Origin of the sequence: Novosphingobium lentum NBRC 107847 (genome assembly GCF_001590965.1) — a bacterium.
GTDB classification, from domain to species: Bacteria; Pseudomonadota; Alphaproteobacteria; order Sphingomonadales; family Sphingomonadaceae; genus Novosphingobium; species Novosphingobium lentum.
The window spans coordinates 1-17,133 of sequence record NZ_BCTW01000023.1 but is presented as its reverse complement, the minus strand read 5'-3'; the positions used below and the strand labels follow the sequence as shown (position 1 = coordinate 17,133).

Annotated in this window: 18 protein-coding genes; 7 read left to right on the top strand and 11 right to left on the bottom strand. The window is 63.9% G+C overall.

Going from position 1 to position 17,133, the window contains the following annotated elements; all coding sequences use genetic code 11:
* The first annotated feature begins 41 nt into the window (after positions 1–41).
* Positions 42–329, top strand: a complete 288-nt coding sequence (locus tag NL2_RS17590; protein ID WP_068077187.1) for a hypothetical protein — start codon at positions 42–44, stop codon at positions 327–329.
* Between the two features lie 43 nt (positions 330–372).
* On the opposite strand, the gene NL2_RS17585 is transcribed toward NL2_RS17590, so the two are convergent.
* The 7 genes from NL2_RS17585 to NL2_RS17555 all read right to left on the bottom strand — a co-directional run bounded on the left by NL2_RS17585 (position 373) and on the right by NL2_RS17555 (position 7,425).
* Positions 373–858, bottom strand: coding sequence for a hypothetical protein (locus NL2_RS17585; protein ID WP_068077185.1), 486 nt, complete (start codon positions 856–858; stop codon positions 373–375).
* A 272-nt stretch (positions 859–1,130) separates the two neighbouring features.
* Entirely contained in the window at positions 1,131–2,063 is a 933-nt protein-coding gene (locus NL2_RS17580; RefSeq protein WP_068077183.1) for a glycosyltransferase family 2 protein, read from the bottom strand.
* A gap of 66 nt (positions 2,064–2,129) precedes the next feature.
* Positions 2,130–3,164 (bottom strand): glycosyltransferase family 2 protein, encoded by a 1,035-nt coding sequence (locus NL2_RS17575; protein WP_068077181.1) that lies wholly within the window; start codon positions 3,162–3,164, stop codon positions 2,130–2,132.
* Positions 3,161–4,450, bottom strand: coding sequence for a WcaI family glycosyltransferase (locus NL2_RS17570; protein ID WP_174522629.1), 1,290 nt, complete (start codon positions 4,448–4,450; stop codon positions 3,161–3,163). Before NL2_RS17570 ends, NL2_RS17575 begins: the two co-directional genes overlap by 4 nt.
* The gene (fcl, locus tag NL2_RS17565) at positions 4,447–5,394 is read right to left on the bottom strand and encodes a GDP-L-fucose synthase (protein WP_068077179.1); all 948 of its coding nucleotides are present in this window, start codon (positions 5,392–5,394) and stop codon (positions 4,447–4,449) included. The genes NL2_RS17570 and fcl overlap by 4 nt, the downstream gene beginning before the upstream one ends.
* 123 nt (positions 5,395–5,517) lie before the next feature.
* Positions 5,518–6,597: a GDP-mannose 4,6-dehydratase gene (gmd, locus tag NL2_RS17560; RefSeq protein ID WP_068077177.1), complete on the bottom strand. Its 1,080-nt coding sequence runs from the start codon at positions 6,595–6,597 to the stop codon at positions 5,518–5,520.
* A 222-nt stretch (positions 6,598–6,819) separates the two neighbouring features.
* On the bottom strand, positions 6,820–7,425 hold the full coding sequence (locus NL2_RS17555; RefSeq protein WP_068077175.1) for an LptA/OstA family protein: 606 nt from the start codon (positions 7,423–7,425) through the stop codon (positions 6,820–6,822).
* A 230-nt stretch (positions 7,426–7,655) separates the two neighbouring features.
* On the opposite strand from NL2_RS17555, the gene NL2_RS17550 reads away from it, so the two are divergent.
* Positions 7,656–8,408 carry a class I SAM-dependent methyltransferase gene (locus tag NL2_RS17550; protein WP_084356186.1) on the top strand — a complete coding sequence of 251 codons (753 nt, stop codon included), beginning with the start codon at positions 7,656–7,658 and terminating at the stop codon, positions 8,406–8,408.
* Between the two features lie 18 nt (positions 8,409–8,426).
* On the opposite strand, the gene NL2_RS17545 is transcribed toward NL2_RS17550, so the two are convergent.
* The 4 genes from NL2_RS17545 to NL2_RS17530 form a co-directional block, all read right to left on the bottom strand.
* Positions 8,427–9,842 (bottom strand): lipopolysaccharide biosynthesis protein, encoded by a 1,416-nt coding sequence (locus NL2_RS17545; RefSeq protein WP_169799538.1) that lies wholly within the window; start codon positions 9,840–9,842, stop codon positions 8,427–8,429.
* Between the two features lie 86 nt (positions 9,843–9,928).
* Positions 9,929–11,212 (bottom strand): glycoside hydrolase family 99-like domain-containing protein, encoded by a 1,284-nt coding sequence (locus tag NL2_RS17540; protein ID WP_068077169.1) that lies wholly within the window; start codon positions 11,210–11,212, stop codon positions 9,929–9,931.
* A 271-nt stretch (positions 11,213–11,483) separates the two neighbouring features.
* On the bottom strand, positions 11,484–12,125 hold the full coding sequence (gene lptC, locus NL2_RS17535) for an LPS export ABC transporter periplasmic protein LptC (protein ID WP_068077167.1): 642 nt from the start codon (positions 12,123–12,125) through the stop codon (positions 11,484–11,486).
* Between the two features lie 10 nt (positions 12,126–12,135).
* Complete coding sequence (locus tag NL2_RS17530) at positions 12,136–12,753, bottom strand: ribonuclease D (protein WP_068077165.1); 618 nt, start codon at positions 12,751–12,753, stop codon at positions 12,136–12,138.
* A 58-nt stretch (positions 12,754–12,811) separates the two neighbouring features.
* On the opposite strand from NL2_RS17530, the gene ung reads away from it, so the two are divergent.
* The 5 genes from ung (at position 12,812) to rfbA (ending at position 17,061) form a co-directional block, all read left to right on the top strand.
* Positions 12,812–13,495 carry a uracil-DNA glycosylase gene (gene ung / locus NL2_RS17525; protein ID WP_068077162.1) on the top strand — a complete coding sequence of 228 codons (684 nt, stop codon included), beginning with the start codon at positions 12,812–12,814 and terminating at the stop codon, positions 13,493–13,495.
* 153 nt (positions 13,496–13,648) lie between these two features.
* Positions 13,649–14,212: a dTDP-4-dehydrorhamnose 3,5-epimerase gene (gene rfbC / locus NL2_RS17520; RefSeq protein ID WP_068077160.1), complete on the top strand. Its 564-nt coding sequence runs from the start codon at positions 13,649–13,651 to the stop codon at positions 14,210–14,212.
* Positions 14,213–14,218: 6 nt separating this feature from the next.
* A complete protein-coding gene (gene rfbB / locus NL2_RS17515) occupies positions 14,219–15,277 on the top strand; it encodes a dTDP-glucose 4,6-dehydratase (RefSeq protein ID WP_068077158.1) in 1,059 nt (352 codons plus the stop codon).
* 7 nt (positions 15,278–15,284) lie between these two features.
* On the top strand, positions 15,285–16,175 hold the full coding sequence (gene rfbD, locus NL2_RS17510) for a dTDP-4-dehydrorhamnose reductase (RefSeq protein WP_068077156.1): 891 nt from the start codon (positions 15,285–15,287) through the stop codon (positions 16,173–16,175).
* Between the two features lie 19 nt (positions 16,176–16,194).
* Entirely contained in the window at positions 16,195–17,061 is an 867-nt protein-coding gene (gene rfbA / locus NL2_RS17505) for a glucose-1-phosphate thymidylyltransferase RfbA (protein WP_068077154.1), read from the top strand.
* Positions 17,062–17,133: the final 72 nt, after the last annotated feature.

Below are 17,133 nucleotides of genomic sequence, written 5' to 3'. Positions count from 1 at the left end.
TAAAGTCAACCTGCGTTGATTTGGAAAGGTCCCGACCCAGCATGATGACCCTGCTGCCGATCCTCTATCAGCTATTCGCCGGATTGTTGGCGACGTACTTCGTCAGCCGGCTCACGATGCGCTTTCCGTTGCTGCGAGCGAACTTTGCCGGGCTACTTCAGGCACACGCAATTTCCGCGACCATCATATTGGTCGGGATTGGCATGCTTCGTGCCCCACTCGCCGATTTCACGCTGGGTCGGATTATTTTTCTTGTTTCTGCACAACTTTTCTGGCTGTTGATAGATCGTATTCGTCGCAATCTGCCGGGTACCGCGGCCGAGGCCTAGTGCCTGATGACTGTCGTCGATGGCGAGCTTGGGTTCGCTACGCTCAAGGCAAGGCCTGAAGCGCAAACACCTGCCAATAAGCTGCGCCGCCTCGTGGTGCAGTGTGCCTGATGGCGTCGATCCGCCCATCCCGCAGTAGAAAGGTGAATCCGACGCCAGTATATATCATCAGCTTCGTCCGCGCCGTGGCATGTTCAATCTGCGGGTGCCCCACCCGGCTGGTCAGATCCGTTTCCTTGGCGCCAACCGTGCGACCAAAAGCGTAAGGACACGATCCCAGGGTCGACGTATCGCGGCTGCAGGTCACCGAAGCCACACGCGCGCTCCCGTCGAAATCCACGTACAGTCGAGCACCGCCGATGTCGTAGATCCACCGCCGCCGTTCTATCCGCTGCGGGTCGCCCAGCAGCGAACGCAATTCTTCGGTATTCGCGCCCAAGACCACCCCGCCGTAGGCCAGCGTAGTCGCCTCAAGGCGCCGGTATTGTACTACAATGAAAAGTGCCAGCAAGCCCAGCATGAGCAGCATCAGATGCGACCCTGCTGCGACGCTCCGCATATAACCGCGCAAGCCCTTGTTTTTGGCTCGGCCTCGCCGGCGCCGGCGACGCCTTTCCGCTGGACCGGAGGATTCAACTGTTGCCGACACGGCGCCATCCCCCACCGGTGTGCATCAAATAGCTTCCTGTGCCCGGATAATCGCACTGCGCGCGCACTCAAGCGGAATTTGGACCAAGCCGCCGGCCGTCTCGCGCGATAGGACGGTCCCAACGCCGTCTCGGCACAGGCGCCGAAGCCCGCTCATCCATATTCTGCGGGAATTGCCCGCCGCCGTCGCCGCGACGCCATCAGTGCGCGGTAAACCTCGCGCTTGACCGGCTGCCGGGCATACCGGCCACTGAAAATCTCGCGAACGGCCGCGCGATAGCCGTGGAATGCAGCCTTCAACCGCCCGGTGCGTGCGCCGAACAACAGCCCCCTGACAAGCGCCCGGGCCAGTTCCCATGGCAGACCAGGCATCGGCGCGCGCAGCCATGTGAACAGAATATCGTTGCGGCGGCCATAGAAATCAGGGCGATAGCTGCGCCGCGCAGGCGGCTGCATGTGATGAATCGGATCCGAATCGACGATCACCGTACGCCATCCGCGATCCTGCATCCGCAGAGCCAGGTCGGTTTCCTCGCCCATGTAGAAATAACCTTCGAAGAACCCCCCGGCCTCAACCACGGGCGCGCGCCGCAGTCCGTGTGCGCAGGCGACGAAATCGAAGAACTGTACGCCTTTGCCCCAATCGGGAGCCTGTAACACGCGCGTTTCCTGCAGGATGTTCTGGAACGGCATCGCCACGATCGCCACGTCAGCTGCGGCAAATGCGCCCATGGCCTGGGCGAGTGTCTGCGGTGACACCAGCATCGAATCGTCGTCGAGCGGAAAGACGATGTCGGTCGTCGCGACGGCGAGACCGTTGTTACGCTGATGGCACGGCCCGCGCGATTGCTCGGTCCGCAAGTAGGTTACACCGGGAAAAGCCGCCTTGACGGCGTCCTGCGTGCCATCGGTGGAGGCATCGTCGGCGACGATGATGTGCACCGGGATCGTCTGCTGCAGGGCCAGTTCGATCGCGCGCAGTACCATGTCCTTGCGGTTGTGCGCGGTGAACAGGACCGTTGCGAGCGCCGGCTTGTCGGCAAGCCGGCCATGCTGATCGAGCGCGAAGCCTGTGTCGTGCGTCATGTTGCGCTGCTCCGGAACGCTTCGTGCCCGAAGGCGATATGGTGGATTGCTGTCGTCATGTCCTGCTCAATCCGGTTGTGTGCGGGCGGGCACCAAATCGCGCAACATGCTCAGCGCGCCGCTCCCACCCTTGTAATCGCCGTTGCCAAGTCCGCGCAGCACCAGCCGGACGCGGTCTGTCCCCCGGGCCTCGTTCACGGCAAGGCGCCGTCGGTGGTGCGCCAGGTTGGCTGCGAAGCCGGCGATGGCACCGTCAAGCTGCTCCGCCGGGACGACTTGCAATAGCAACGCGCGATGCACCGTCAGCGCATCGATACCCGATTGGAGCCCCGCCATAGTGGAGCGCAACGACGTGGTAACAGGCTCGGTAAAGGCATTGACGGCGCGATGGCGAAACCGCGACCACCGCGATGCCTTGGCCAGATCGCCCATGTAGGAGCGGGAAGCATTGCTGCCGTGACGGCGGTGATCAATCAGCGGCTGATCGAGGTAACACCGCAGTCCAAGCGCAACAGCCACCAGCGCGATCCACGAATCGTGCGATCGCATTGCGGGGACGGGATCAAACAGCCTGGACAAACGGGCATCGATCGCCATGCAGCAACCGTGAATGAGGCCGTGGGCCGGATTGTCGCCGGCCGACCGAATTTGGTCTGCCAAGGTGGCACCCAAGGGTCGCCCCGTGTCATCGACCAGAGTGGCATCATGGACGGCCAGCCAGCAGCGCGGATGCATGACAAGGAAATCCAGCATCCGCCCGATCTTGTCGGGATGCCAGCGATCGTCCTGGTCGCTGAGCATGACGACGTCGCCGCTGCAGCGCTGGATGGTTCTGGCAAAATTGACGTACGGGCCGAGGTTGGGAGCGTTGACCGTGATCCTGACCGGAAAGGCGACGGTAGCGGCGAATTGTTCGAGGATGGCCAGAGTCTCGTCGCTCGATCCATCGTCGCCGACCACAAGCTCGTCGGGCTGATGCGTTTGCGTCGCAAAGCTGTCGAGCTGCTCACGCAGAAACCGCGCGCCGTTATAGGTCGCAAGCGCGATCGACACCCGCTGCGGCGGTTGCTTTGGCTGTGCGGAGTTGAGCGATTCGCTCATGGCCTGTCCCGATTCGCCGACGCGGGCCGATCAGCCAACGATGCCAGCTCGCCTGCCAGTCGCGCAAGAATGCTGCCCATCGACCAACGCTCGATGCTGCGCACAACGGCCGCCTGCCCGAATTGCGCCGACTGTGCCGGATTGCCGATCAGTTGCTCGATGGCGCCAGCGATCGCGGCGGCGTCTCCCGGCGCGACGCACAGCCCGCAGCCATCGACTTCATCGTAAAGCCCCGTGCCGGGCAGTGCCGTAGCGACGACCGGGCGGCCCGATGCCAGCATGTTGCACAGCTTCGAAGGCAGCACGAGGTCCGCTGCCCCGGCGATCTGCGGCAGCAGGTGAACACTGGCCAGGCTCTGCAATTCACCCATCCGGGCTGCAGGTTGCAAATCGTAGAAGCGGATGTTCGGCAGATCCGTGTTCAACGCTTCCAGCGCGGCGCGATTGGGCCCCTCGCCGCAGATCACGAACATCAGGTCGTCGCGATCTTTGAGCAGACGGGCCGTCGCCGGAATGATCTCGATGCCCTGCTTGTTGGCGATATTGCCCGAATAGAGCGCGACGTGCCGATTGCCGAGCGCCCATTGTTCGCGATAGGCCGCACCGCCCGAAGGATCGGGGGGCGGCGCGTTGGCCCAGTTGCGTATTTCGAGCACGCGGTCGGGCGCGATGCCTTTGGCCACCAACTTGGCACACATCTGCGGACTGATCGTCGAAATGCGATCCGCCAGGTGCAACAGACGCCGTTCGAGCCAGCGTGCAAACCGGGCGGGCAGGCTGGTCGCGTCGACCAGCCCGGTAGCGAACGCGGCCTCGATCTCGAAGTCCTGGATGTGCAGCCACAACTGCGCGCCCGCAAGCTTGGCGGCCAGCCAAGCGACCGGCACGCTCAACAGCGCCGGCGCGATGCAGATGACCACGTCGGGCCGCTGGCCGCGTGGACGCAAAGCCTGGCGCAGGGCGACCGGCAGCGCCGCCAGCGCAAAGCTGGCGAGATGCATGATCCGCTTCGGTCCGCTTGGCTTTGCCGGGATGTAGTGCGGGCAGCGGACAACCTCCACGCCGTGCTCGTCGGTCCGTTTCCACGGCATGGTATAGCCCGGCACCGCACGCCATTGCGGATAATAGGGATTGCCGGTGATCACCGAAACGCCAAAACCCTGCTCGACAAGGCCCCGGGCCATGCCGGTCGTAAAAGGCCCGATGCCCACAGGTTCGGGCGCGTAATTGAGCCCGACGATGCAGACCTGCAAGGCCGTACCGTTACGCGACACGGCGTCGGTCATGTATTCGCGTGATGCGCACAGAACCAGGCATAGGCGTCTGCCACCCCTTCGCGCAGCGGGATGCGCGGCGCCCAGCCGAGCGAACGCAATCGCGCGCTGTCCATCAGCTTGCGCGGGGTGCCGTCGGGCTTTGACGCGTCCTTTTCGATGCGGCCGGCAAACCCCACCACATCGGCCACCAGCGCGGTCAGGTCCGCGATCGTGAGATCGTCACCGAAGCCGACATTGACGTGTTCTTCGGCTGAATAGTGCTGGAGCAGGAACACGCAGGCGTCGGCCAGATCGTCGACGTGGAGGAATTCGCGCCGGGGCGATCCGCTGCCCCAGATCGTGATCGACTCCGCGCCGGCCGTCTTGGCTTCGTGCGCCTTGCGGATCAGCGCGGGCATGACGTGGCTCGACTGCAGGTCGAAGTTGTCGCCCGGCCCGTAAAGGTTGGTCGGCATCGCGCTGATGAAGTCGCAGCCGTGCTGGCGGCGATAGGCCTGGCACAGCTTGATCCCGGCGATCTTGGCGATCGCGTACCATTCGTTGGTCGGTTCCAGCGGGCCGGTCAGCAGCGCATCCTCGTGGATCGGCTGGGGCGCGAACTTGGGATAGATGCACGATGATCCCAGGAACAGCAGCTTGGCCACGCCTGCCACCCGCGACGCCTCGATCAGGTTCGCCTCGATCATCAGGTTGTCGTAGAGGAAGTCAGCCGGGTAGCTGTCGTTGGCCAGAATCCCGCCGACTTTGGCTGCGGCCACCACGACCACGTCCACCGGGTTGGCCGCGAACCATGCGCGCACCGCCGCCTGTTCGCGCAAGTCCACCCCGCGCGGGGCAGACACCATGGTGCAACCCTCGCGCGCCAGCCGGCGAACCACCGCCGAGCCGACCATGCCGCGGTCGCCCGCGACGTAGACGCGCTTGTCCTTGAGCGAGAAAATCGGCGCGTTCATGTTCTCAATCCAGGTTTGGCGGTCGCCCGGCGGATGCCGTCACGGGCCTTCTTGCCCAGCGAGTTTCGCAGCACTCCGCAGCGGCCTACGGCCATGGCGCCAACCTGCGCGGGCTCCATCCGATCAATTATCCTTTGCGATCGGCGCGTCGCGCATGACGGCCAGATCGGCTTCCAGCATCTCGCGCGCGAGTTCGCGTACGGTCGTGGTGTGGCGCCATCCCAGCTTCTGGTTGGCTTTCGAAGGATCGCCGATCAGCAGTTCCACTTCGGTCGGGCGGAAATACCGGGGATCGACCTCGACCAGGCACTTGCCGGTCTTGCGACAGAAACCCTTTTCCTCGACCCCGGTGCCACGGAATTCGAGGTCGATTCCGGCATCTTCGAAAGCCCACGACACGAACTGGCGCACTTCGGTGGTTTCGCCGGTGGCCAGCACGTAATCGTCCGGCTCGTCCTGCTGCATCATCAGCCACATGCCTTCGACATATTCGCGGGCATGGCCCCAGTCGCGCTTGGCATCGAGGTTGCCGAGGAACAGCTTGTCCTGCCGGCCCAGCGAAATCGCCGCCGCCGCGCGCGTGATCTTGCGCGTGACGAACGTCTCGCCGCGCAGCGGGCTTTCGTGGTTGAACAGGATGCCGTTGGAGGCGTGAATGCCATAGGCCTCGCGGTAGTTGACCGTGATCCAGTACCCATAAAGCTTGGCCACGCCATAGGGCGAGCGCGGATAGAACGGCGTCGTCTCGCGCTGGGGAACTTCCTGCACCAGGCCGTACAGTTCGCTGGTTGAAGCCTGGTAGAACCGCGACTTCTTTTCCAGGCCGAGGATCCGGATCGCCTCGAGCAGCCGCAAGGTGCCGATGGCATCGGCGTTGGCCGTGTATTCCGGCGTTTCGAAGCTCACCGCGACATGGCTTTGCGCCGCAAGGTTATACACCTCGTCGGGCTGGGTTTGCTGCATGATCCGGATGAGATTGGTCGAGTCCGTCAGATCACCGTAATGGAGGTGATAGCGCTGATGTTCGACGTGCGGATCTTCGTAGATTTCCTCGATCCGCCCGGTGTTGAATGACGATGACCGCCGCTTCACGCCGTGGACTTCGTAGCCCTTCTCGAGCAGCAGGCGGGAGAGATAGGCTCCATCCTGACCGGTCACACCGGTTATGAGTGCAACTTTTCCGGTACCGTTCAACGATGTCATAAATATCCGAAGTCGCTCTTTGTTGCAGTGCCGCAATTCCTAGTGGGCGCCCCGAATTTCGCAAGGCAAAACTCGGACCGGCGGAACGGCTGAACACCGAGGAGCCTCAAAAGAACCGGCGCGGCGCGGCAATGATCGCATGATCATCCCGATTGTGCGGCTGCACACAAAGTTGCGAAATCGGCCGGTCGCGCCGTGGCCCGTCGCTTGGCCGATCGGTGATCAGTTGCGCTTGGGAACCGAAAAAGTCCCACTGACGCGCCCGCCGGACGTTGTGCCGACGACGCCACCGCCGACCGCGGACGAAGATCCGCCGGCCCGGCCGTCAACGCTCGAAATGCCGCTATCGAGATCAATCACCAGGCGCCCGCCGTTGAGGTTGTCGCTGCCGCGCCGCAGCGCGACATTGCCGAGCATGGTGATCACGCGGCGGTTGAAATCGTAGACCGCCACATCGCCGCTGGCGTTTTCGCCCGGTCGCGAGACGAACACGCCGCCCGTGGCATCGATGCGCTGGATCTTGAGCGATCCGGCGTTGGTATAGGCCACCGTCGTGCGCGCCGCGCGCAGCTTGAGCTCGCCCTGGCTGATATCGACGTTGCCCGACAGGACGACACGGTTCTGCTTGTCCTGCAATTCGATGCGGTCGGCCGCATAGTTGACCGGGGCGTTGCTGTTGAAGCCCGGGATGGCCTGCGCGGCCGCGAACGGGTTGAAGCCGAACACGACGATCCCGCCAGCGAGGAAGCCGGCCACGAGCGAGCGCACGGCAACGCGGGACAGCGAAGGGCGAGACAGCGACGGGCGAGACGGGGAAGAGGAGCTCATTGCCTGCCGCCATATTCGGTTCGGGTCGACGGTGGAAGGCCTGTCGGCAGTTTTATCCCGGCAGGCCTATCAACTCATTCAGTTGTCGCAACGTTGGTCGATAACCTATATCGAACGGCCCGGTAGACACCTGATCGCAAGCCGAGACGTTGAAAGTTCTGGGACCTTTTGGGGACCCGACTGGTTTTTGCAATCACCGGCCAACAACACGGGCTCAATGGAGAACAGCAATGGTTTCGGCGGCTGGGATGTTAGCGTTAAATCCCGATACACACGCCGGTGGATTGACCGGAGAGGCGATCGATGCGTCGCGCTATGACGGTCAGTCGGACGATCCGCTGGAAGTCGCTGGCAAGCTGCACGCCATGATGCCCAGTTCCGTGCGCGTGCTAGACGTTGGCTGCGGCACCGGGTCCGTCACACTGATCGCAAACCGTGACCGGAACAATGACGTCGTGGCGATCGAGCCCGATGCGGAGCGCGCCGCGATCGCCCGTTCGCGGGGGCTGATCGTGCACAACGGCATTCTCAACGACACGTTCATGGCTGGTCACGAGCGGTTCGACGTCGTGATGTCGTCAGACGTGCTGGAACACACTCCGGCCCCAGCCGAATTTCTCGGTGCGATGATCCGTGCGGCGAAGCCGGGCGGACTGATCCTGCTCTCGGTCCCGAACGTCGCGCACTGGACGGTTCGTCTCAACTTGCTCGTGGGGCGTTTCGACTATCAGGCTGTCGGGATCATGGACGCGACGCATTTGCGCTGGTTCACCGAGAAGTCGCTGAAAGCATTGCTCGATCACCAACACCTGACGATGCTCGAAATGTCCCAGACCGCAGGATTTACGCTACCCATCTATGTGGGTGGACGGGCCCGGCACATTCCCGGCACATTGCGGAACGCAGTGATAAAGGCGGGTACGAAGGCGTTGCCGCTGCTGTTCGGATGCCAACACGTCGTGAAAGCCCGAACCCCGGCCTGACGGAAGGATGATCGCGAATCAGTTGTTGCGCGCAGGCCGGACCGCATTGATCGCTGACAAGGCCGCCCGGCGCTCTGCCGGGATCGCCATCGTCAGCATCGCGAACCCACCATAGGCGACCAGGGTGGCCACTATGATCTGGGCCAGGCCGCGCAGCGGAAACGCATGGGCTTCTACCAAGAGCATCGCATAGACCAGTGCACCCCCGATCGAGAAAGTTGCCAGCAGCGCTGCCATGTCGCGGGTCCGGACTGGGCCGGATCGGGTGGCTCCGAACACAACCAAGGGTGTTGTCACCAGCACGAAGACGATGGCCGCAGCGGCGGCCACGGTGACGATACCCCAGAATGATCCCGCCAGAAATGACGCCAGATTCAATACGGATGCCACGGTCAGGACATTGCGCATGTCGCGCGTTCGGCCTTGTGAGATGAACAGCCACACCGCACTGCTGTAGATTGCCGATGTAAGCCCGCCGACGCAGATCCACCCGAATACGGGTCCGGCATCGTGCCACCGATCACCCAGGAACACGTCGATCATGGTCTGGGCGTTGGCGATGCATACCAGCATGCCGGGCACCGTCAAAAGCATCAACGCACGTGCGATCCGGAGATAGGCTACTCGATATGCATCCGGGCTGTCCGCCAGCCGCGACAGCAGCGGCAGCGCGACGCGACTGATCGGTGCGATCATCTGGCTGACCGGCTGAACGACGAGCCGATAGCTCCGATCGTAGAGACCGAGCGGCACTTTGCCGTTCATTACACCGATGATGATGTTGTCGCTGGACGTCGTAATGTAGTTTGCAAGATTGGCGCCGGTGACATTGCCACCGAATTTGAGATCGGCCTTGGATTCACTATGAAGCGCAGGCCGCGACGGTCGCCATTTGCACGCGGCCCAGCCCAGAATATCGCTGCTCACGGTCGAGCATAGTTGCCCCAGCACGAGCGACCAATAGCTCATGCCAAGCCAGGCTGTGGCGATGGTGACGATTACCCCGATCAGCGCCGCAGCCACTTCGTTGCGAGCCAGCAGACCGAATTTCATCTGGCGTGTCAGCAGTGCGACCGGGTGGATACCCAGCGCCGCGATCGGGAGGATCAGTGCCAATGATGCCATGATTCCCGTAACGCGCGGTTCGCCATAAACCCACGCTGCAAGCGGAGAGAGCAGAATGACGATGAACGCCAGCGCCCCGCTCAGCGCGATATTGATCCAGAACAGCGCGGACACTTGCGCCTGCTCCAGCGCGGGACGCTGGATGATTACCTGCCCCAGCCCAAGGTCGTTGAACACCTGAATGAATCCGATGATCGGATAGACCATCGCGAGCAGGCCGAAATCCGATGGGAACAGCAATCGCGCGATGACGACTTGCGAACCCAGCGAGATCACCAGCTTCAACACCTGCGACAGCGCCGTGACCATCGATCCGCGGATCGATCGATGTTTCAGGCCCGCGTTGTCCAGCGCTACACCGAAATGATCGATGGGCGCGGGACCGGGTGATGTCGTCATCGGCGCAGCAACTTCCGGGCAATCTTGGCGCGAACACGCCGCGCCAGGCTCGATAAAAGGTTGAGTTTGGACGGTCGGGCCGCAGCCAACCGGCTGCCTTTGTGCACCGCCGGCGCCGCGCGGACGTTTCCTGCGATGCCATCCAGCACCCGCCGGGTCTCGGCAAGGTACGCATAGCCATGATGCAAGTCGGGCTCCAGATAGGCACCCTCAGCCCATTCGTTCCAGGCATTGATGAACACGATCCGCTCATCGGCGATCGGTGCCTTCATCGCGCGCTCGGCGGCGACCCGCAGCCATTGGCCGTAACCCGCAGCGCTGGTTCCGAAGACGCTGACGCTGCGGCCGGGCTTGCGGGGTTCATTGTCCCAGCGCGGGCAGACGCCTGGAAAGCTGCGGTATGCGCTCGATTCATTGGCAAGAGTTGCGCGCACCATCTTGTCAAAGGACACGGCCTTCCCATCGAACTGCTTGTCGATCAGCTGCAACGTATGGATTTCGTTCGGCAGGCCCAGTCCGCCGTTGTGAGGAGGAAAGCCGGCCGACGCGTCGAGCCCATAGGGCCGCGGATCCTGATCGCCGAACGCCTGCGACATGACCAGATAGGGGTCACCCACCCCGGCGGCGATCAAATGCGTGCGCCAGTTCGCGCCCACGTCGAGCATCTCGGGGACGATCGAGGGACGATAAACCATGATCAGCGGACGTCCGCCGATTCGAATGTAACGCGGGTCACGCAGCGCCGGCAGCAACGATTCGGCAAAAGCGACATCGTCGCCGGGAGCATAACGCTGCTCGAGCAGGATATCATGCTCTGCGCCGTCCCAGCGCCGCGTCCAGTTTTCGTTCGCCCAGTTGAGGCAGAACGGCAGGTCGATATCGGGATGAGCGAGCAACAGTTCCAGCGGCGTCTCGAGGATGCGTCGACCGCTGAACCAGTAATGATGGATGCAGAATCCATGAACACCGCCACGTTTGGCCAGTTCGGCCTGTCGGCGCAACACGTCCACGTTCCCCAAGTCGTAGAAGCCAAGGTCTGCGGGCATCCGCGGCTGTTCATGGCCGACGTAGCGCGGCAGCGCCTTGCTGACGTTGGTCCATTCGGTAAAACCCGCGCCCCACCACGCGTCATTCTCTTTGATGGCGTGAAACTGCGGCAGGTAATAGGCGATGAAGCGCACATCTACTTTGGCAGGATGATCGGTGGGCAGCGCGCTCTCATCGACGAATTCGGGCGACTTGCTGATATTGTATTTATACTGATCGTAGAGAAGGCGCATGTGCTGGTCTCTCTCGTGCGGCTTTCGGACCGGCTTTCGCCGTCCCCAATGCTAGATGTCAGGCGATTGGAAGCCAGCAGCCTCGTCGCTTCGCAGATGCAGCATGCGCTGTCTAGCGGATATTCCGGCGCAGCGGCTGGGCAAGAACCGCCTAATCCCTTGACCAACCCAGCGGTCAAGGCGAGCCTTGCGAGGGATAAATTTTGTCACCGCGCGCCTCGCTGCCGCACACGCAGGTCGGCGGTATATGCCGCGATGACGCTGCAGCGTTTCATTGCCGCAAGGCCCCCGGCTCCATTCTCAATCGTGCGTGTCCGTCAAGGACAACCGTTCGCGACGCCAGATCGCCGAGTATCCGGTCGGCGGAAAATGTGCCAGCGGGAATTCGGCCCTCGACGGGTCCGCGGCTGAACAGTTTCTTCGCGCCGATGTCGATGTTGATGTTGGTAGCGGTCATGCGATAACCGTTCGATGACTGGACATTGACCGGCCCCAGCACCTCCACCAGTTGCCGGCTCATGTCATAGTTCCCCGACCCCGCAGTCAGCACGGCGGGGCCATCGTCGAGCATCATCCGGGCTTCGAGGTCGTTCATCTCCACCACGGGAACTTTGGCGGAATGCTGGACGGCGTTGCCGGCGGTGACCGAAAAGTTGCGGCCGTCGTTGTCCTTGCCACGGTACATCGCGCTGGCCACGCGCAGCCGGTCCTGCACGATGGCGACCTTGTTGCGATCGAGCAGGAAGCTGATCTCGCCGCGCGGGCCGAGCGGGGTCAGCACCATCACGGCGGCCAGCACGCCGACGCCGGCGGGCAGCGCTGCGGCTAGGAACCGGACGAGCTTGTCGTGAAAACCGCCGGGGGCAGCAAACCGCCGCCGTCGCGTCCGGATGATATCGGCCTGGACGGTCACGACGCCGGCGTCACTCGTGGCTGAAAATGTCGCGGTCGGCCCAGCCGGCCACGTCGAGCAGCGCGCGGGTCGGCAGGAAATCGAAGCATGCCTGCGCGATCTCGGTGCGGCCTTCGCGCGCCAGGCGATCGACCAGGATGGCGTGCATGGCGTGGAGATAGCGCACATCGGACGCCGCATATTCCTGCTGCGCATCGTTCAGCGCCGGTGCGCCCCAGTCGCTCGACTGCTGCTGCTTGGAAATCTCCTTGCCCAGCAGTTCGCGCACGAGGTCTTTCAGGCCATGGCGATCGGTGTAGGTGCGCACCAGCTTGCTGGCGATCTTGGTGCAGAACACGGGCGCCGCCATCACGCCCAGGTAATGATGCACCGCCGCCAGATCGAACCGCGCGAAGTGGTACAGCTTCAGCCGCGCCGGATCGGCCAGCACGGCCTTGAGGTTGGGCGCGGCAAAGCGGCTGCCGGCGTTGAAGCGCACGAGGTGCTCATCGCCGCCGCCATCGGATATCTGCACCAGGCATAACCGGTCACGCGTGGTGACGAGACCCATGGTTTCGGTGTCGATTGCGAGGATCCCGGGGGCGAGCGCGCCTTCGGGCAAATCTTCTTCGTGGAGATATACGGCCATACCGGCGACGCTTAGGCGCTTGCCCGGGCGGCGGCAACCCGTCTAACCATCGGGGAACGTGACCGATCCGACCTTGCCCGATAGCTGGCGCGCAACGCTGCAGCCCGTTCTCGCCACCGCCGCCATGCGCGCGCTCGGCGGATTCCTGGTGCGCGAGGAAGCCCACGGGACGATCATTTATCCGCCGCGCGGCAGCCGGTTGCGAGCGCTGGAACTCACACCGCTCGACGCGGTCAAGGTGGTTATTCTGGGGCAGGACCCCTACCACGGCCCGGGACAGGCGCATGGCCTCGCGTTCTCGGTGCCGCCCGGGATCCGCATTCCGCCGTCGCTGATCAACATCCACAAGGAACTGGCCAGCGATCTGGGCGTGCCCCGCCCCGCCCACGGCAATCTTGAAGGCTGGGCGCGGCAGGGCGTGCTGCTGCTCAACAACGCGTTGACGGTCGAGGACGGCAAGGCCGGATCGCACCAGCAACGCGGCTGGGAGGCGTTCACCGACGCCGTTGTCGAAGCGGTGGCAAGCCGCGACGTCCCCACGGTGTTCCTGCTGTGGGGCAGCCATGCGCGCAAGAAGGCGGAGCGCATACCGCATCTGGCCGGGCCCCGGCATCTGGTGCTGACCGCGCCGCACCCCAGCCCGCTGTCGGCACACGGCGGCTTTTTCGGCAGCCGCCCGTTCAGCCAGGCCAATGCCTTCCTGGCGCAGCATGGGGTTTCGCTGATCGACTGGGCGCAGTGATGCACCGGCAACATTGGCGTGCCGCACGACCTGTGGCTCCTTGCGAGAATTTGTGCATTGCGGCATTCTTCGCTTGGACGGGCCCGGTGCTTGGCTTAGTGAGCGTCCGCGATCCGTTTCAGGCCAGGTCGGTCGATCAGCTCAGGAAGACAGATGGAATTTCGGCGCTTCGATTTGCCCGGACCGATCGAGATCATACCCAGCCGGTTCGGCGATGATCGCGGATATTTTTCCGAAACCTTTCGCGACGATCGCTTTCGCGAGGAAGTCGGGCCGATCGGTTTCGTGCAGGACAACCAGTCGCTCAGCACGCGCGCCGGCACCATTCGCGGGCTGCACTTCCAGACCCATCCGTTTGCACAAGGCAAGCTGGTGCGCTGCATCGCCGGTTCGATGTTCGACGTCGCGGTCGACTTGCGCCGCGATTCGCCCGGCTACGGCAAATGGGTGGCGGCGACGCTGTCCAACGCGACGGGCAACCAGTTGTGGATCCCGGCCGGCTTCGGGCATGGCTTCTGCACGCTCGAACCCGATACCGTCGTCAGCTACAAGGTCACCGCGTACTACAGCCGCGACGATGACCGCGGGCTGGCCTGGGACGATCCCGACATCGCGGTCGTCTGGCCCGATGTGGCCAGTCCCGATTCGCTTTCGCCCAAGGACCGCGCGCAACCTGCGTTCCGCGACCTGCCTGCCTGTTTTTCGACCAAGGACTGATTGACGATGCGTGTTCTGGTTACCGGAGGCGCCGGCTTCATCGGCTCCGCTCTGGTCCGCCACCTCGTGCTCGACAAGGGCTACGAAGTGCTCAACGTCGATGCGCTGACGTATGCGGGCAACCTGGCGTCGCTCCGTGCGATCGAGGGCCGCAACGGCTATAGTTTCCTCCACGCCAACATCTGCGATCGCGCGGCGATGGATCAGGCCGTCGCCACGTTCCGGCCCGACCGGATCATGCACCTGGCGGCCGAGAGCCATGTCGACCGCTCGATCACCGGCGCCGCCGATTTCGTCCAGACCAACGTGATCGGCACGTTCACCCTGCTGGAAGTGGCGCGCCATTACTGGGCCGGGCTGGAAGGCGCGGCAAAAGACGGTTTCCGCTTCCTCCACGTTTCGACCGACGAAGTGTACGGATCGCTGGGCGATGAAGGCCTGTTCGAGGAAACCACCCCCTACGATCCCAGTTCGCCCTATTCCGCCTCGAAAGCCTCGTCCGATCACCTCGCCAAGGCGTGGCACCGCACGTATGGCCTGCCAGTGGTGGTGTCGAACTGCTCGAACAACTACGGACCGTATCACTTCCCCGAAAAGCTGATCCCGCTGACCATCCTCAACGCGCTCGATGGCAAGTCGCTGCCGGTTTACGGCAAGGGTGAGAACGTGCGCGACTGGCTCTATGTCGAAGACCACGCCCGCGCGCTGGACCTGATCGCGGAACGCGGGCGCGCGGGGGAAACCTACAACGTCGGCGGGCGCAACGAACGGCGCAACATCGACGTGGTGCGGCGCATCTGCCAGGTGCTCGACCGGCTGGTGCCCGCCGATGCCCCGCGCGAAAGCCTGATCAGCTTCGTCACCGACCGGCCGGGCCACGATGCGCGCTATGCCATCGACGCGACCCGGCTCGAAACCGAGCTGGGCTGGCGCGCGCAGGAGGATTTCGACAGCGGCATCGAAAAGACCGTGCAATGGTATCTCGACAACGCGTGGTGGTGGCAGCCGCTGCGCGAAAGCTACGACGGTGGACGGCTGGGCCTGATCGCCGAGAAGACCGCTTGAGCCGCGCGTGAGAATCGTCGTCACCGGGCGTGAGGGGCAGGTCGTGCGCGCGCTGATGGAGCGTGGCGCGGCTGCGGGGCATCACATCGTCGCGGTCGGGCGGCCAGCACTCGACCTTGCCGGCAGCGCGGACGCCATCGGCAAAGCGCTGGCCGATGCGCGGCCCGACGCCATCGTGTCCGCCGCGGCCTACACCATGGTCGACAAAGCCGAGAGCGAGCGCGATCTCGCATTCGCGATCAACGCCAGCGGCGCAGGCGCCGTGGCGCAGGCGGCGCGCGCGCTCGGCGTGCCGGTGGTGCATCTTTCGACCGATTACGTGTTCGACGGGACCAAACCCGCACCTTATGCCGAAAGCGACGCGACCGGCCCGGTCGGCGTCTATGGCGCATCCAAGCTGGCGGGCGAGCACGCGGTGCTGGCCGCGCAGCCCGATGCCGCCGTGCTGCGCACTGCGTGGGTCTATAGCCCGTTCGGCGCAAACTTCGCCAAGACGATGCTGCGGCTTGCCGCGACGCGCGACGAACTGGGCGTGGTGGGTGACCAGCTGGGCAACCCCACCAGCGCGCTCGACATCGCCGATGGCGTGATCGCAGTGGCGGCCAACCTCCTGGCGAACCGCGATCCCGCATTGCGCGGCGTATTCCACATGACCAGCGCCGGCGAGGCGAGCTGGGCCGAGTTCGCGTCGGCCATTCTCGCCGAATCGGTGCGGCTCGGCGGCCCGACCGCCGGCGTGCGCGCGATCACCACCGCTGAATATCCCACCCCGGCGCCGCGCCCGGCCAACTCGCGGCTGGACTGCCGCTTGATCGAGACCGCGCACGGCGTGCGGCTGCCCGCGTGGCACAGCTCGGTCGGACCGATCGTCGCCCGGCTGACCGCAACTTCATCCTGACCTACGGAGCATCCGAACCATGAAGGGCATCATCCTGGCCGGAGGCAGCGGCTCGCGCCTGTATCCCATGACGCTGGCGGTCTCCAAGCAGCTCATGCCGGTCTACGACAAGCCGATGATCTATTATCCGCTGACCACGCTGATGCTTGCCGGCATCCGCGAGGTGCTGGTCATCACCACGCCGCACGATGCGGCCAGCTTCCACAACTTGCTGGGCGATGGCTCGCAATGGGGGATGGAGATCAGCTTTGCCGTGCAACCCGAGCCCAAAGGGCTGGCACAGGCCTATACCATCGGCGCGGATTTCGTTGCCGGCGGGCCGTCGTGCCTGGTGTTGGGCGACAACATCTTCTTCGGCCACGGCCTGTCCGAAACGATGGTCAACGCGCGGGCCCGGCCAGATGGCGCGACCGTGTTCGCCTACCGCGTGAGCGACCCCGAACGCTATGGCGTGGTCGAATTCGACAAGGCCATGCGCGCATTGAGCATCGAGGAAAAGCCGGTTGCGCCCCAGTCGCACTGGGCGGTCACCGGTCTTTATTTCTACGATGCCGATGTCGTGAACATCGCCGCCAACCTGCAGCCATCAGCGCGCGGCGAATTGGAAATCACCGACATCAACCGCGTCTATCTCGAACGCGGCGCGCTGTCGGTCGAGATCATGGGGCGCGGCTATGCCTGGCTCGATACCGGCACGCCCGACAGCCTGCTCGAAGCGGCCGAGTTCGTCGCCACGCTCGAACGCCGCCAGGGCATGAAGATCGCCTGCCCCGAGGAAATCGCATGGCGCATGGGCTTCATCGACAATGCGGGTCTGGAACGCGCCACCGTGCGGCTCGGCAAGAGCGACTACGCCCGCTACTTGCGGCAGCTTCCCGAAGATTGAGCCAGACGCAAGGGGGCAGCGCCACCATAACGCTGCCCTGACTTGCCCGGCCGTCTGGATCAGGGCCGTCCT

Excerpts from the sequence above, each read along its gene's own strand:
- NL2_RS17590 (WP_068077187.1), top strand. The coding sequence starts at position 42 with ATGATGACCCTGCTGCCGATCCTCTATCAGCTATTCGCCGGATTGTTG.
- NL2_RS17585 (WP_068077185.1), bottom strand. The coding sequence starts at position 858 with ATGCTGCTCATGCTGGGCTTGCTGGCACTTTTCATTGTAGTACAATAC.
- NL2_RS17580 (WP_068077183.1), bottom strand. The coding sequence starts at position 2,063 with ATGACGCACGACACAGGCTTCGCGCTCGATCAGCATGGCCGGCTTGCC.
- NL2_RS17575 (WP_068077181.1), bottom strand. The coding sequence starts at position 3,164 with ATGAGCGAATCGCTCAACTCCGCACAGCCAAAGCAACCGCCGCAGCGG.
- NL2_RS17570 (WP_174522629.1), bottom strand. The coding sequence starts at position 4,450 with ATGACCGACGCCGTGTCGCGTAACGGTACGGCCTTGCAGGTCTGCATC.
- fcl (WP_068077179.1), bottom strand. The coding sequence starts at position 5,394 with ATGAACGCGCCGATTTTCTCGCTCAAGGACAAGCGCGTCTACGTCGCG.
- gmd (WP_068077177.1), bottom strand. The coding sequence starts at position 6,597 with ATGACATCGTTGAACGGTACCGGAAAAGTTGCACTCATAACCGGTGTG.
- NL2_RS17555 (WP_068077175.1), bottom strand. The coding sequence starts at position 7,425 with ATGAGCTCCTCTTCCCCGTCTCGCCCGTCGCTGTCTCGCCCTTCGCTG.
- NL2_RS17550 (WP_084356186.1), top strand. The coding sequence starts at position 7,656 with ATGGTTTCGGCGGCTGGGATGTTAGCGTTAAATCCCGATACACACGCC.
- NL2_RS17545 (WP_169799538.1), bottom strand. The coding sequence starts at position 9,842 with ATGGTCACGGCGCTGTCGCAGGTGTTGAAGCTGGTGATCTCGCTGGGT.
- NL2_RS17540 (WP_068077169.1), bottom strand. The coding sequence starts at position 11,212 with ATGCGCCTTCTCTACGATCAGTATAAATACAATATCAGCAAGTCGCCC.
- NL2_RS17530 (WP_068077165.1), bottom strand. The coding sequence starts at position 12,753 with ATGGCCGTATATCTCCACGAAGAAGATTTGCCCGAAGGCGCGCTCGCC.
- rfbC (WP_068077160.1), top strand. The coding sequence starts at position 13,649 with ATGGAATTTCGGCGCTTCGATTTGCCCGGACCGATCGAGATCATACCC.
- rfbB (WP_068077158.1), top strand. The coding sequence starts at position 14,219 with ATGCGTGTTCTGGTTACCGGAGGCGCCGGCTTCATCGGCTCCGCTCTG.
- rfbA (WP_068077154.1), top strand. The coding sequence starts at position 16,195 with ATGAAGGGCATCATCCTGGCCGGAGGCAGCGGCTCGCGCCTGTATCCC.